Genomic DNA, 13,687 nt, shown 5'->3' with positions numbered 1-13,687 from the left:
TCTCTCCTCGTTCAGGGCAGCAGGACGACTTTGCCGAAGACGTCGCCGCTTTCCAGCAGCTGGTGCGCGCGAGCCGCCTCGGCCAGCGGCAGACATTCGTGCAGGCGCGGCGAGACGCGGCCGTCGGCCACCAGCGGCAGCACGTGCCTGGCGATCGCGAGGGCCATGCGGGCCTTTTCCTCGGCCTTTTGCGGGCGCATGGTGGAGGAATGCAGGCTCAGTTGCTTCTGCATCAGGGTCAGCAGGTCGATGTTCACCGCCGAGCCTTGCAGGAAGGACAGGCTGACGTGGCGCCCGCCGAACCCCAGCGCCTGCAGGTTGCGGCGCACGTAGTCGCCGCCGACCATGTCCAGCACCACGTCCACGCCCTGCCGGCCGGTGTAGTCCTGGCATGTCGCCACGAAATCGGTGTCGCGATAGCAGATCGCCTGGAAGGCGCCCATCCGGCGCAGTTCGGCCAGGCGGCCGGTGCGCCCGGCCGTGGCGATGACGCGCGCACCGGCCGCGTGCGCCATGCGCACGGCCAGCGTGCCGATGCCGCCGGACGCGCCGTGGATCAGCACGGTCTCGCCCATGCGCAGGCCGCCCAGTTCGAACAGGTTGTGCCAGACGGTGAACAGGCCTTCGGGCAAGGCGCCCGCGGCGGCGTCGTCCAGCTCGGCCGGCACGGCCAGCGAATGGTCGAGGCGCGCCACGCACCAGGGGGCGTAGCCGCCGCCGGGCAGCAGGCTCATCAGCCGCTGGCCCAGCAGGGATTCGGGTACGCCGGGCCCGCAGGCCACGACTTCGCCGCACGCCTCCAGGCCCAGTATGTCCGTCACGCCTTCCGCGGGCCTGGCCAGGCCCTGCCGCTGCATGATGTCGGGGCGGTTGACGCCGGCGGCCAGCACCCGCAGCAGCACTTCGCCGGGGCCCGGCGCGGGCACGGGCCGCGTGGCCAGGGTCAGGACACTGGCATCGCCCGGTTCGCGGGCGATGATGGCTTGCATGGTCGAGGGGAGGGTAGACATGGACGTCGGGAAAGGCCGGGGGTCAATGGAAACGGCCGCGCACGGGCGCGGCCCTGGGCAGGGGCTCCGGTACGGCCTGGCGCGCCGGATGCATGCCGGGATCAGGACGTGGCGTTGAAGACGCTGATGCCCTGGTCGGGCAGCGCCAGGCCGGCGACGGCGCCGACCGGCCATTGCCGCATGGCGCCCAGGCCCGCGCTGCGCACCATCACGCGCTGGTTGCCCGCCACGGGAATGTCGACGTCGATGTACGAATCGATGTGGTCGCCCTGGAACACGTGGCTGACCACCGTGCCGCTCAGCACCGAACCGCCGTGCAGCGTCTCCAGCCGGATCTGCTCCGGACGCACGTAGATGTCCAGGCGCCGGCCCTCGTGCGAGCCGCCGACCAGCCGCTCGCGCGGCACGTGGATCAGGCCCGCGCCCAGCCGCAGCTGGATGCCGTCCGGATCCGCGCCGTGATAGTGCGCGGGCAGGATGTTGACGTCGCCCAGGAACGAGGCCACGAAGGGATCCCGCGGATTGCGGTAGAGCTCGTCGGGCGTGGCGATCTGCTTGATGACGCCCGCGGACATCACCGCGATGCGATCGGACATGCTCAAGGCTTCGCCCTGGTCATGCGTGACGAACACAGTGGTCACGCCCAGCCGGCGCTGGATTTCGCGGATCTCGACCTGCATGGCGCCGCGCAGGCCCTTGTCCAGCGCGGAGAACGGCTCGTCCAGCAGCAGCACCTTGGGGCGGATGACCAGCGCGCGCGCCAGCGCCACGCGCTGCTGCTGGCCGCCCGACAGTTCGCGGGGCTTGCGCTGGCCCAGGCCGTCGAGTTTCACCAGCGCCATCACGTCTTGCACGCGTTGCGCGATTTCGGCCGCCGGTACCTTGCGCATGCGCAGGCCATAGCCGATGTTGCGTTCCACCGTCATGTGCGGGAACAGCGCGTAGTTCTGGAACACGATGCCGATCTCGCGCTGGTAGGGCGGCAGCGCCGTGACCAGTTGGCCGTCGATGAAGATCTCGCCGTTGTCCGCCTCGGCGAAGCCCGCGATCAGGTTCAGCAGCGTGGTCTTGCCGCAGCCGGACGGCCCCAGCAAGGTCAGGAATTCGCCAGGGCGGATCTTCAGGGACAGCTCGTGCAGCACCGTCTGCTCGCGGTACTTCTTGACGACGCCTTCCAGGCTGACCGCGCTGGTGGAATCCGGGGACGAGTGGCTGTTCTGCATGGCGGCTGGCAACGGAGCTGGGAACTGGGGATGCTTGGCAGCGTACGGCAAGCGTCCCGCGCTGGCGCTTTGTGGATATTGATGCGGTCCATCGGAAAAAACGAAAGGGCGCGCCCGGCCATACGCATCGGCGAGTCATTTGCTTTTTCCTAAGCCGTGCGTCCAAAAATCGAAGTTATCAACTTGAAGAATCCGGCTCACACTGCGCCGCATCCCTGAGCGGCGCGCACGTCCGCGCCCTCGGACGACTTCCTGGAACGCCACCGGCGCCCTCGCGCCGGACGCCACACAGATCACGTCTCGATTCTTCTTAGGACTCTTACATGTCAGTTGAAAAAACCAATACGCTGGTGATCGGCGCAGGCCAGGCTGGCGTCGCGATGAGCGAGCACCTGGGCCGGATGGGCATTCCCCATATCGTGCTGGAGCGCAAGCGCATCGCCGAACGTTGGCGCTCGGAGCGGTGGGACTCGCTGGTGGCCAATGGCCCTGCCTGGCATGACCGCTTTCCCGGCCTGAAATTCGACGACGTGGGTCCCGAGGTGTTTCCGCCCAAGGAACGCATGGCCCAGTACTTCGAGGACTACGCCGCGATGATCGAGGCGCCGGTGCGCACCGGCGTCGAGGTCACGGGCGTCAGGCGCAACGAGAAGCGGCCCGGCTTCACGGTGACGACGTCGGCGGGCGTGATCGAGGCGCAGCACGTGGTGGCGGCGACCGGTCCGTTCCAGGTGCCGAGCTATCCCAAGCTGCTGCCGGAGGGCAGCGTGCAGCAACTGCATTCCTCGGCGTACAAGAACCCCGGCCAACTGGCCGAGGGCGCGGTGCTGGTGGTGGGCGCGGGCGCGTCCGGTTCGCAGATCGCCGAGGAACTGCGCCGCGCGGGCAAGCGCGTCTATCTGTCGGTGGGCGAGCACTACCGTCCGCCGCGCTCGTACCGCCAGCGCGACTACTGCTGGTGGCTGGGCGCGCTGGGCATGTGGGACGAGGTGAAAAAGAAACCCAAGCGCGAGCACGTCGCCTTCGCCGTCAGCGGCTACGAGGGCGGCAAGACCATCGACTTCCGCCGCCTGGCGCATGCCGGCATCACCCTGGTCGGCATCACCCAGGGCTATGAGAACGGCACCGTCACCTTCGAGGATGGCCTGGCCAGGAACGTGGCGCAGGGCGACGAGGACTATTTCGAGGTGCTGCGCGAGGCCGACGCCTACATCGAGCAGAACGGCCTGGACCTGCCGCCGGAACCCGAAGCCTGGAAGCTGCTGGACGATCCCGAATGCCTGAAGAACCCGATCCTCAGCCTGAACCTGGCCGAGGCGGGCATCACGTCGGTGGTATGGGCGACCGGTTTCAAGGTGGACTTCAGCTGGATGGACATCGACACGTTCGACGCCAACGGCTACCCGGTGCACAAGCGCGGCATCTCGGCCGAGAAAGGCATCTATTTCCTGGGCCTGCCGAACCTGACGAACCGGTCCTCGTCTTTCATCTGGGGCGTGTGGCACGACGCGAAGTACATCGCCGACCATATCGGGATCCATATGGATTATCTGGCATACGACAAGGCGTAGGAGGCGCGGTGGCGTGCCGGCCCCGAAGCCGGCACGTTGGTTGGGGGCCTGTTCGCATCCAGCGAAATGGCGGCCCTCGTTGATCGCCTGCCTTGAACGTAACGTGGCCTGATGCCAGTACCGGATCATCCAGCCTGGCAGGTTGCCGGGTCACCAAGCCTTGCCTGCTGGCGTGGTGGGCGCCCAGGCTTTCGACGATGGCGATGCCCAGCCCTTCGGCCGCCAGCGCGCGGCCGCTTTCGATCGGCATATCCGCGCGGACGTGGCCAAGCGGACACGCCTGATCGAGCAGGCGGGCATCCGCGCCGAGCAGCACCGGCACGGATGCGTGGGGCAGGCCGCCGCGGCTGGCAACGGCCGCGGCGCCGCCTCGGCATCAATTCGCCGTGATCTGCCCCACTTCGATCACCTTTTTCCAGCGCGCGAACTCTTGCGCCTGGAACCTGGTGAATTCAGCAGGCGTGTTGCCCACGATCTCGAAGCCCAGTTCCAGCAGCTTCGGCTTCACCGACGGGTCGTTCAGGCTGTCGACGATGCCGTGGCGCAGCTTGTCGCGGATGTCCGCGGGAATGCCCTTGGGCGCGGCGAAGGCCTGCCACGAGGTCACGGTCACGCCCTTGAAGCCCAGCTCTTCCATCGTGGGCACGTCGGGCAGCAGCGGCGAACGCTTGGCGCTGGTCACGGCCAGGGCGCGCAGCTTGCCCGACTGCACGTGCGTCAGGCAGGTGTTGATGTTGCTGAAGCTGGCATCGACCTGGCCGCCGATCAGGTCGATGATGGCCGGCGCGCCGCCCTTGTACGGCACGTGCGTGCCCTTGGTGCCGGTCTCCTGCCAGAACAGTTCGGCCGTCAGGTGATCCGACGTGCCGTTGCCGGCCGACGCGAAGGTCAGGCCGTTCTTGCCCTTGAGCGCGGCCAGGACGTCCCGCACCGAATTCAGTTTCGAGTTGGCGTTGACCACCAGTACGTTCGGCGCCTGCACGGCGACGGTGATGTAGTCGAAGTCCTTCAACGCGTCGTAGCCGGGGTCCTTGACCAGGTGCGGGCCGATGACGAAGGGGCCCAGCGACGACACCAGGATGGTGTAGCCGTCCGGCGCGGCGCGCTTGGCCTGCGCCGTGCCCACGGTGCCGCCGGCGCCCGGACGGTTCTCGGTGACGAAGGTGCCGCCCAGTTTCTCCTGCAGCTTGGCGCCGACGGTGCGGGAAATCAGGTCGGTGGAGCCGCCCGGCGGGAAGGGAACCAGGAAGGTGACGGGCTTGGTGGGCCAGGGGGCGTTCTGGGCCAGGACGGGCAGCGCCGTCGTGGCGGCGGCCAGGCCCAATGCGAGGGTGCTCAGCAGGCGTTTCATCTGTCTCTCCATTCTTGTGCGTCGTGGCGTCTGTGCGCCGGTTCTGCGGGATGGCGGCAAGGCTGCCGCCGGGTTCATGGCCCGGCCGCGACAGCGCCCCGAGGGCGTATCCGCGCTCGGGGCGTTGGGGGCGGGTACCGGAAAAGCGGCTTCATGCCGGCAATGAGGCGGTCACGCGCGCTTGCCGATCTCGGCCTGCTCGCGGGTCCAGCGGCGGGCCTGCTCGCTCAGCGACATGCCCAGGCCGGGCCGCGAAGGCACCCGCATGCGGCCGTCGCGGATTTCCAGGCGCTCGTTGAACAGCGGTTCGAGCCAGTCGAAGTGCTCGACCCACGGCTCGGTCGGGTAGACCGCGGCCAGGTGCACGTGCAGTTCCATGGCGAAGTGCGGCGCCAGCATGCAGCCGGCCTGCTCGGCCTGCCCCAGGATCTTCAGGAACGGCGTGATGCCGCCCACGCGCGGGGCGTCGGGCTGGATGAAATCGGCGCCGCGGTGGCGGATCAGGTCGAAGTGCTCGGCCGCGCTGGTCAGCATCTCGCCGGTGGCGATGGGCGTGTCGAAGCTGGCGGCCAGGGCGGCGTGGCCTTCGTGGTCGTAGGCGTCCAGGGGCTCTTCGATCCAGACCAGGTTGAATGGCTCGAAGGTGCGGCACATGCGCTGCGCGGCCGGACGGTTCCATTGCTGGTTGGCGTCGACCATCAGCGGCACGTCGTCGCCCAGGTGCTTGCGCACGGCTTCCACGCGCTTCAAGTCATGCTGGTGATCGGGGTGGCCGACCTTCAGCTTGATGCCGCCGATGCCGCGTTCGCGCGAGGCGCTGGCGTTGACCAGCAACTGCTCCAGCGGGGTGTGCAGGAAGCCGCCCGAGGTGTTGTAGCAGGCCACCGAGTCGCGGTAGGCGCCCAGCAGTTTGGCCAGCGGCAGGTTGGCGCGGCGCGCCTTCAGGTCGTACAGCGCGACGTCGAAGGCGGCGATGGCCTGGGTGGACAGGCCGCTGCGGCCGACCGAGGCGCCGGCCCAGCACAGCTTGGTCCACAGGCGGCCGATGTCGCTGGGGTCCTCGCCGATCAGCGTGGGGGCGATCTCCTTGGCATGGGCGAACTGGCCGGGGCCGCCGGCGCGCTTCGAGTAGCTCAGGCCCAGGCCTTCATCGCCGTTCTCGGTCTGCAGTTCGACGAACAGCATGGCGACTTCCGTCATCGGCTTCTGGCGGCCGGTGAAGACCTTGGCGTCGCTGATGGGGGTGGCCAGGGGCAGGTAGCAGGAGGAGATCCGCATCCAGGCGATGCGATCGGCGGGGGAATCAGAGATCATGACGGTGCGTCCAGGTTGTCTCCGCGGCCCTATCCGGATGGATGGACAACGTTATCCATAATGGATAAATAAAAACACCGGCCGGCTGCGATCGAAGGGAAAATTCCGGTTCGCGGCAGATGAGGCGCCCGGTTGATCCGGCACGCTCGCCCGCTTGCGCAACTGACTCGGTAGAATAAGGATAACGTTGTCCATTTCGCGTGGAGAAGCTGGGGAAAACCCGTGCTCCGCGCCGTGCGCCCGCCATGAAACCCAAATCCATCACCCTGCACGACGTCGCGCGCGAAGCCGGCGTATCGCTGATCACTGCCTCGCGCGCCCTCGGCAATCCCGGCCGCGTGTCGCAGGCCACGGCCGCCCGCGTGCAGGCCGTCGCCGCGCAGATGGGCTATGTGCCCAACCTGCTGGCCGGCGGCCTGAAGACGCGCCGCAGCCGCACCGTGGCCGCGCTGATGCCCATCGTGTCGGTGCCGCAGTTCCTGCCCACCATTCAGGCGCTGACGGCGGCATTGGACCGCGAGGGCTATCAGCTGATCCTGGGCCAGGCGGGCTACGACCGCTCCCGCGAGGCCGCGCTGCTGGACGCGATGATGGGACGCCGTGTCGACGGCATCGTGGTGGCGGGCATGCTGGGCGATTCCCCCGCGGCGCAGCGGCTGCGGCAATCGGACATTCCGGTGGTCGAGACCTGGGAGTCGGTCGAGAACCCCGTGGACATGGTGGTGGGCTTCTCGCATCGGCAGGTGGGCCGCGCGGTGGCCGAGTATTTCCTGGGGAAGGGCTGGACGCGCGTGGGCCTGGCCATCGGCGACGACCGCCGCGCGGTGATGCGCGCCGACGCCTTCCGCGCGGCGATGGGGCGCGAGGTGCCGACCGCGGTGGTGCCCGCCCCCAGCAGCGTGGCGTCGGGCCGCCGCGCCTGCGCGGAACTGCTGAGGAATCATCCCGGTCTGCAGGCGATCTGCTGCAGTTCGGACGGCCTGGCCGAAGGCGTGCTGACCGAGGCGCGGGTCCAGGGATGGCGCGTGCCGGAAGACGTTGCCGTGTGCGGCTTCGGCGGCGCGGATTTCTCGGCGCACCTGGCGCCGTCGCTCACCACGGTCCACGTCGATGGGGCGCGCATTGGCGAACTGGCCGCGCAACTGTTGATGGCGCGCTTCGCGGGACAGGAGATCGCCGAACGCACGATCGACGTGGGGTTCGAGATCGTCGAGCGGGAGTCGACGCGGACGTGACATGCGCGACATGATCGGCCTGCCGGCGATGAACCCTGCCGCGTGCGGATGTGCTGCCGCTCCGCTTTCCAGGCCAGTATTCGCGCGCTTGCCGGAAGCAGGCCGATGCCGGGCCGATTCCGACATGACGATGCCGTGGCATTGCCATGACCGCCGATTTTATTTTCTTATCGCCGCCATTGAAGACGCCCGTCTTCATAGACGATTGCGCGCTTTCGCCATACCAAGGGCTGATTCCCCCTGCGACGGCTTTGTTTTACGCTCTGAGGCTCGAGTAGCCCGTGCCCGCACGCGCCTTCATCCTTGATCAAGCGACCGTTGCGCCAGGAGAGTCCCATGTCGAATGCCCCGAAATGCCCGTTCAACCATGCCGCCGGCGGCGGTACGACCAACCGTGATTGGTGGCCGCAACAGCTGCGCCTGGACCTGCTGGCCCAGCACTCCGAGAAGTCCGATCCGATGGACCGCGACTTCGACTACGCCGAAGCCTTCAAGAGCCTGGACCTGGCCGCCGTGAAGCAGGACCTGGCGGCATTGATGACCGATTCGCAGGACTGGTGGCCGGCCGACTTCGGCCACTACGGTCCGCTGTTCATCCGCATGGCCTGGCACAGCGCCGGCACGTACCGCATCGGCGACGGCCGTGGCGGCGCGGGTCGCGGCCAGCAGCGTTTCGCGCCGCTCAACAGCTGGCCCGACAACGTCAGCCTGGACAAGGCCCGCCGCCTGCTGTGGCCGGTCAAGCAGAAGTACGGCTGTAAGCTTTCCTGGGCCGACCTGCTGGTCCTCACCGGCAACGTCGCGCTCGAGACCATGGGCTTCAAGACGCTGGGTTTTGCCGGCGGCCGCGTGGATACCTGGGAACCCGACAACGACGTCTACTGGGGCAACGAGAAGACCTGGCTGGGCGGCGACGTGCGCTACGGCAAGGGCGCCGCGGGCCGCGATGGCAGCGACGACGGCGTGCTGGTGGCCGATGCCCAGATGCATGGCCAGGAAGAAAGCCGCAACGACGATCGCCGTCTCGAGAATCCGCTGGCCGCGGTGCAGATGGGCCTGATCTACGTCAACCCGGAAGGCCCGGACGGCAACCCCGATCCCATCGCCGCCGCGCACGACATCCGCGAGACCTTCGCCCGCATGGCGATGGACGATGAAGAGACCGTGGCGCTGATCGCCGGCGGCCACACCTTCGGCAAGACGCACGGCGCGGGCCCGGCCGACAATGTGGGCGCCGAGCCCGAAGCCGCCGACCTGGAGAACCAGGGCCTGGGCTGGCACAACAAATTCGGCACCGGCCGCGGCGCGGACACGATCACCAGCGGCCTGGAAGTGACCTGGACCAGCACGCCCACCCAATGGGGCAATGGCTTCTTCGCCAACCTGTTCGAATACGAATGGGAGCTGACCAAGAGCCCGGCCGGCGCGCACCAATGGGTGGCCAAGGACGCCAAGGAGACCATTCCGCACGCGCACGATGCATCGAAGAAGCTGCTGCCCACGATGCTGACCACCGACCTGTCGCTGCGCATGGACCCGGCCTACGAGAAGATCTCGCGCCGCTTCTACGAGAATCCGCAGGAATTCGCCGACGCCTTCGCCCGCGCCTGGTTCAAGCTGACCCACCGCGACATGGGTCCGCGCGCCCGCTATCTGGGCCCCGAAGTGCCGGCCCAGGAATTCGACTGGCAGGATCCGATTCCCGCCGTCGACCACAAGCTGGTCGATGAGCAGGACATCGCCGCGCTGAAGCAGAAGATCGCCGCTGCCGGACTGTCCGTGTCGCAACTGGTGTCCACGGCCTGGGCTTCGGCCTCCACCTTCCGGGGGTCGGACAAGCGTGGCGGCGCCAACGGCGCGCGCATCCGCCTGGCTCCGCAGAAGGATTGGGAAGTGAACCAGCCCGAGCAGCTGGCGCAGGTGCTGAAGGCGCTGGAAGGCATCCAGGCCGAGTTCAACGGCGCGCAGTCGGGCGGCAAGAAGATCTCGCTGGCCGACCTGATCGTGCTGGCGGGCAGCGCCGCCATCGAGCAGGCCGCGGAAAAGGCGGGCCATCGCGTCACGGTGCCCTTCACGCCGGGCCGCATGGATGCGTCGCAGGAACAGACCGACGTGGATTCGGTGAACGCGCTGGAACCCCTCGCCGACGGCTTCCGCAACTACACGAAAGCCAAGTACCGCATTCCGGCCGAAGCGTTGCTGGTGGACCGGGCGCAACTGCTGACGCTGACCGCGCCCGAGATGACGGTGTTGCTGGGCGGCCTGCGCGTGCTGAACGTGCGCGTGGGCAAGGACGCACATGGTGTCTTCACCGACCGCCCCGAAACGCTGACGCCCGACTTCTTCCGCAACCTGCTGGACATGGCCACGGAATGGAAGCCGGTGACGCCCGAGCGCGATCTGTTCGAGGGCTTCGACCGCAAGACGGGCCAGAAGAAGTGGACCGGCACGCGCATCGACCTGGTGTTCGGCGCGCATGCGCAACTGCGCGCGCTGGGCGAGGTCTATGCCAGCGCCGACGGCGAGAGGAAGTTCGTGCGTGACTTCGTCGCCGCGTGGACCAAGGTGATGAACCTGGACCGCTACGATCTGGCGTGACGAGGTGAAACGGCCCGCGCAAGCGGGCCGTTTCGAATCGGTCTGGCGCGCGTGTTGCTACGCGGATGCCAGGCGCAGCGTGCCGGCCGGCCGGTTGCCGGCCGTTTCCGTTATGGGCGCGGCGTGGCGATCGGTGGTGTCGAAGCGGAAGTAGGTCAGCGCATCGGCCTGCGTGCGCGCCTGCTCCTGCAGCGACATGGCAGCCGACGCCGTCTCTTCGACCAGCGCGGCATTCTGCTGCGTGGCCGTGTCGATCTGTCCGACGGCCGAATTGATCTGGTCTATGCCTGCGCTCTGTTCGCTATTCGCTTCCGTGATCTCCCGGATGATCCGCGAGATGTCGCCTGCGTTGCGCACCATCTCCTGCATGGTCTCCTGCACCTGCTCGGCCAGGCTGCGGCCTTGCTGGACCTGGTGCATCGAGCCGTCGATCAGATCCTTGATTTCCTTGGCCGCCGTGGCGCTGCGGTGCGCCAGCGTGCGAACTTCCGCCGCCACGACCGCGAAACCCTTGCCCTGTTCGCCTGCCCGTGCGGCCTCGACGGCAGCGTTGAGGGCCAGGATATTGGTCTGGAAGGCGATGGATTCGATCGTGGTGATGATCTCGCCCATCTTGCCGGACGAGTCGCTGATGCGGCGCATCTGATTGCGCATGGCTTCCATCATCTGGCCATTCTGCTGGGCAATGTCGTTGCCTTGGGAAACCAGGCGGCTGGCCTCGACCGAATTCTGCGCGGTCTGGCGGACCGAGGAGGCCAGTTCTTCCATGGCGGATGCGGTTTCTTCCAGCGAACTGGCTTGCTCTTCCGTTCGCGACGACAGGTCCAGATTGCTTTCGGCAATGTGGGAGGACCCCGCTGCCACGCCCTGGGCGGCCAGCGAAATCGAGCGCAATTGCGTCACCAGGCCAAGCTGCATGATGCCCATCGAAGCCAGGACGCTGCCGTCCGGCGCGGTGTCCGCGCCACGAATGGCGGACAGGTCGCCCTGCGACATGCGGTGCGTGATGCCGACCAGGTCGGCCGGCTCCGCGCCCAGCGCGCGGGTGATGTTGCGCGTGATGCCGATGGCCAGGCCGACGGCCACGGCCAGCGTGGCCAGGCAGATGGCGATCACCCAATTGCGGTCCGAGACGTATTGGTCGTGCCGGGCGTTGGTCAGCGCTTGCGCGCGCTGCGCGGTGTAGTCGGCGTAGGCGTCAGTGGCGGTGACCAGGCGGGCCAGCAGGGGGCGGCATTCATCGTTGATCATCGTGATGGCTTCGCTTCGGCGGCCGGCCATCGCCGCGTCGGCGATCCGCAGGGCCACCGGACCGTACTGGCTTTCGACCTGGGCGATGGCGGCGATCAGGTCGCGCGTCATGGTGTTGCTGTCCGACGCCGTCTCGGCCAGCGACGTCAACTGGGACAGGTACTTCCGCACGTCTGCGTGGGCCTCGTCGACCGCGCGCTTTTCCCCGGTACGATCGGCCGGTTGCGTCGCCAGTGCGAGGTTGCGCGCGGCGATGGCGCGCGCGTCCACGCTGGCGCGAACCTGCTGCGCGAGCTTGGCGCGTGCATCGATACCGGCCAGGTAGCCGGCGAAGCCGTCGTTCACGTGCTGCAGGGCCGTGATGGACAGCGTGGAAACCGCCAGCATCAGGACGAAGATGAGGCCGAAGGCCGCCAGCAATTTGCTGCGTACAGTGCGTATCTGGACTTTCATGGAGGAGGTACCTGGGTAGATCGCGGCCGGGCGGCGCGCGTGGAAGAGCGGAAGATCTTGTCGCCGTTCTTGGAAGTGCTAGGTAGCCCAGGCAAGAGAATTGCGTTAAGAGATCGCTTGAATTCTATGTGTAACTTCAGACAAGCCCTAGCGTTTTGGGGCCTAAATTGTCACAGATCATTGGAGTTCATATTTTTTGATGTTTTTTGCGCGATTTTGCGGAATTCATACGTGAAAAAGTGAGCGCCTACACACTTTAGCGGTATTATCCTCGCCTTCGGATCGGCGCGGAAGGGGGGCGAGCTGGCTCAGCCTGCGGGTGTCTCATCCCCGCACGCGTGGATCATGAACTGCCGGAACGCATTGGCCGGCTTGGCCAGCGTTGCCCGGGGATGCCAGATCATGCCCGCCTCCATCGGGGGCACGGCATCGGCCAGCGGCGTCGCTTCGATCTTCTTGCCTTCCAGCGACCAGGGCCGGTAGACCATGTCCGACAGCACGGTCACGCCGAAGCCGTGGGCGACCAGGCCGCGCAGGGCTTCCATCGATAGCGGCGCCGGAAGCGCGCCAGCAGGTCGGGCAGGAAATAGCCCAGCACGGTGTACGACGCCGCGATGCGCACCGATCCCCGCAAGGCATAACGCTGGAAGCCGGGCTCGCGCAGCGCGTCGTCCAGCGTGTCCAGCACTTCGCGTACGCGCTGGTGGAAGGGGTGGCCTTCGGGCGTCAGGGTGACGCCGTGCGGATGGCGGTCGAACAGCCGCACGGCGAGGCCCCTTCTGGCGTTGACAGACCCTCTAGGCCGTCAGGCGGGCAACGCGCGCGGTCAGTTTGCGCAGCCAGCCGCGCGGTTTCTGCTGCCGGCCGCCCGTGTAATGCTTCTGGGTGGCTTTCGAGAACGGACCGAACATTTCGCTGGCGCGGTAGTCGTCCAGGCAGAATCCGGCATCCAAAGCCTCTTGGTAATACTGCTCGAACAGCTCGGCCAGGTCTTGCCGCGCGTGCGGCACGATCTTGCCGTCGAACCAGTGGCGGCGGCCCGCCGCCTGCAGGCGCGGCAGCGCGTACCGGTGCGAGAACTGCGTGCCCATGTCCGAGTAGTGCAGGATGCGGATGTCCTGCAGCGGCAGGCCCTCGCCATCGATGCAGTTGTAGCGGGCATCCAGGGGCTGGACAAGTTCGGGATGGTCGGCCAGCAGGCGCTTCATCTTGCGGTGCGCATGGCGATCGGTGCGCAGGGCATCCAGCGTGGGCAGGTGCCTGCCCGCCTGTGCGCAGTCCCACAGCGATACGCAGAACAGCCAGCCTTCGCCGCGCCGGCGGCCCGCGATGATGGCGCCGTCGGCCATGGGCATGTCCCAGAGCTCGGCCAGGTCGCAGCGCACCAGCATGTCGGCGTCCATGTACAGCGCCCGGCCCTGATACCCGCACGCGGCGGGCACGGCCCAGCGGAAGGCGGAAAACGGAGTCGCCCAGGTATCGGTGCGCCAGCCCGCCTTGTTCTGCGGATCGCTGTACCAGGGGCTGGCAGGGTCGTGCGACAGGCGCATCCAGGTGATTTCGACAGGGCGCGAACTGTGTTTGCGCGCGCTGTAGTCGAGCACCATCATCTGCTCGAGATCGCAGTCATTGGGGTCGCAACCCACAAAAATCCTGATGGTGCCGCTCATTTTTTCCTCCA

At 67.4% G+C, this 13,687-nt stretch carries 9 protein-coding genes and 1 pseudogene; 3 read left to right on the top strand and 7 right to left on the bottom strand.

Translation table 11 applies throughout. From position 1 onward, the window contains the following. Window positions 1–11: 11 nt before the first annotated feature. Both A6745_RS04180 and A6745_RS04175 read right to left on the bottom strand, forming a co-directional pair. Window positions 12–1,010 (bottom strand): NAD(P)H-quinone oxidoreductase, encoded by a 999-nt coding sequence (locus A6745_RS04180; protein ID WP_066124118.1) that lies wholly within the window; start codon window positions 1,008–1,010, stop codon window positions 12–14. 101 nt (window positions 1,011–1,111) lie between these two features. Then, window positions 1,112–2,233 carry an ABC transporter ATP-binding protein gene (locus A6745_RS04175; RefSeq protein WP_066124116.1) on the bottom strand — a complete coding sequence of 374 codons (1,122 nt, stop codon included), beginning with the start codon at window positions 2,231–2,233 and terminating at the stop codon, window positions 1,112–1,114. Between the two features lie 323 nt (window positions 2,234–2,556). Here A6745_RS04175 and A6745_RS04170 point away from each other — a divergent pair, with 323 nt between their 5' ends. After that, window positions 2,557–3,804 carry a flavin-containing monooxygenase gene (locus A6745_RS04170; protein ID WP_066124114.1) on the top strand — a complete coding sequence of 416 codons (1,248 nt, stop codon included), beginning with the start codon at window positions 2,557–2,559 and terminating at the stop codon, window positions 3,802–3,804. A 376-nt stretch (window positions 3,805–4,180) separates the two neighbouring features. Here the strand turns inward: A6745_RS04170 and A6745_RS04165 are convergent, their stop codons facing one another. Continuing rightward, entirely contained in the window at window positions 4,181–5,155 is a 975-nt protein-coding gene (locus A6745_RS04165) for a Bug family tripartite tricarboxylate transporter substrate binding protein (protein WP_066124113.1), read from the bottom strand. A gap of 171 nt (window positions 5,156–5,326) precedes the next feature. Continuing rightward, window positions 5,327–6,469 carry an L-talarate/galactarate dehydratase gene (locus A6745_RS04160; protein WP_066124111.1) on the bottom strand — a complete coding sequence of 381 codons (1,143 nt, stop codon included), beginning with the start codon at window positions 6,467–6,469 and terminating at the stop codon, window positions 5,327–5,329. Between the two features lie 245 nt (window positions 6,470–6,714). On the opposite strand from A6745_RS04160, the gene A6745_RS04155 reads away from it, so the two are divergent. Further along, the gene (locus A6745_RS04155) at window positions 6,715–7,704 is read left to right on the top strand and encodes a LacI family DNA-binding transcriptional regulator (RefSeq protein WP_066124109.1); all 990 of its coding nucleotides are present in this window, start codon (window positions 6,715–6,717) and stop codon (window positions 7,702–7,704) included. A gap of 336 nt (window positions 7,705–8,040) precedes the next feature. After that, window positions 8,041–10,302: a catalase/peroxidase HPI gene (gene katG, locus A6745_RS04150; RefSeq protein WP_066124108.1), complete on the top strand. Its 2,262-nt coding sequence runs from the start codon at window positions 8,041–8,043 to the stop codon at window positions 10,300–10,302. 57 nt (window positions 10,303–10,359) lie between these two features. On the opposite strand, the gene A6745_RS04145 is transcribed toward katG, so the two are convergent. The 3 genes and pseudogenes from A6745_RS04145 to A6745_RS04130 all read right to left on the bottom strand — a co-directional run bounded on the left by A6745_RS04145 (window position 10,360) and on the right by A6745_RS04130 (window position 13,676). Continuing rightward, window positions 10,360–12,006 carry a methyl-accepting chemotaxis protein gene (locus tag A6745_RS04145; protein WP_156513280.1) on the bottom strand — a complete coding sequence of 549 codons (1,647 nt, stop codon included), beginning with the start codon at window positions 12,004–12,006 and terminating at the stop codon, window positions 10,360–10,362. 308 nt (window positions 12,007–12,314) lie between these two features. Then, window positions 12,315–12,778, bottom strand: a pseudogene (locus tag A6745_RS27625) (LysR family transcriptional regulator); the annotation flags it as partial. A gap of 25 nt (window positions 12,779–12,803) precedes the next feature. Beyond that, window positions 12,804–13,676, bottom strand: coding sequence for a glycosyltransferase family protein (locus tag A6745_RS04130; RefSeq protein ID WP_066124099.1), 873 nt, complete (start codon window positions 13,674–13,676; stop codon window positions 12,804–12,806). Between the last annotated feature and the right edge of the window lie 11 nt (window positions 13,677–13,687).

The organism is Bordetella ansorpii (assembly GCF_900078705.1).
GTDB classification, from domain to species: Bacteria; Pseudomonadota; Gammaproteobacteria; order Burkholderiales; family Burkholderiaceae_B; genus Bordetella; species Bordetella ansorpii_A.
Note: the sequence above shows the minus strand (reverse complement) of the source record. Positions and strands in the feature narration are given on the sequence as shown.

Bases quoted from the DNA above. Each gene is read 5' to 3' on its own strand.
- A6745_RS04180 (WP_066124118.1), bottom strand. From the start codon at position 1,010: ATGTCTACCCTCCCCTCGACCATGCAAGCCATCATCGCCCGCGAACCG.
- A6745_RS04175 (WP_066124116.1), bottom strand. From the start codon at position 2,233: ATGCAGAACAGCCACTCGTCCCCGGATTCCACCAGCGCGGTCAGCCTG.
- A6745_RS04170 (WP_066124114.1), top strand. From the start codon at position 2,557: ATGTCAGTTGAAAAAACCAATACGCTGGTGATCGGCGCAGGCCAGGCT.
- A6745_RS04165 (WP_066124113.1), bottom strand. From the start codon at position 5,155: ATGAAACGCCTGCTGAGCACCCTCGCATTGGGCCTGGCCGCCGCCACG.
- A6745_RS04160 (WP_066124111.1), bottom strand. From the start codon at position 6,469: ATGATCTCTGATTCCCCCGCCGATCGCATCGCCTGGATGCGGATCTCC.
- A6745_RS04155 (WP_066124109.1), top strand. From the start codon at position 6,715: ATGAAACCCAAATCCATCACCCTGCACGACGTCGCGCGCGAAGCCGGC.
- katG (WP_066124108.1), top strand. From the start codon at position 8,041: ATGTCGAATGCCCCGAAATGCCCGTTCAACCATGCCGCCGGCGGCGGT.
- A6745_RS04145 (WP_156513280.1), bottom strand. From the start codon at position 12,006: ATGAAAGTCCAGATACGCACTGTACGCAGCAAATTGCTGGCGGCCTTC.
- A6745_RS04130 (WP_066124099.1), bottom strand. From the start codon at position 13,676: ATGAGCGGCACCATCAGGATTTTTGTGGGTTGCGACCCCAATGACTGC.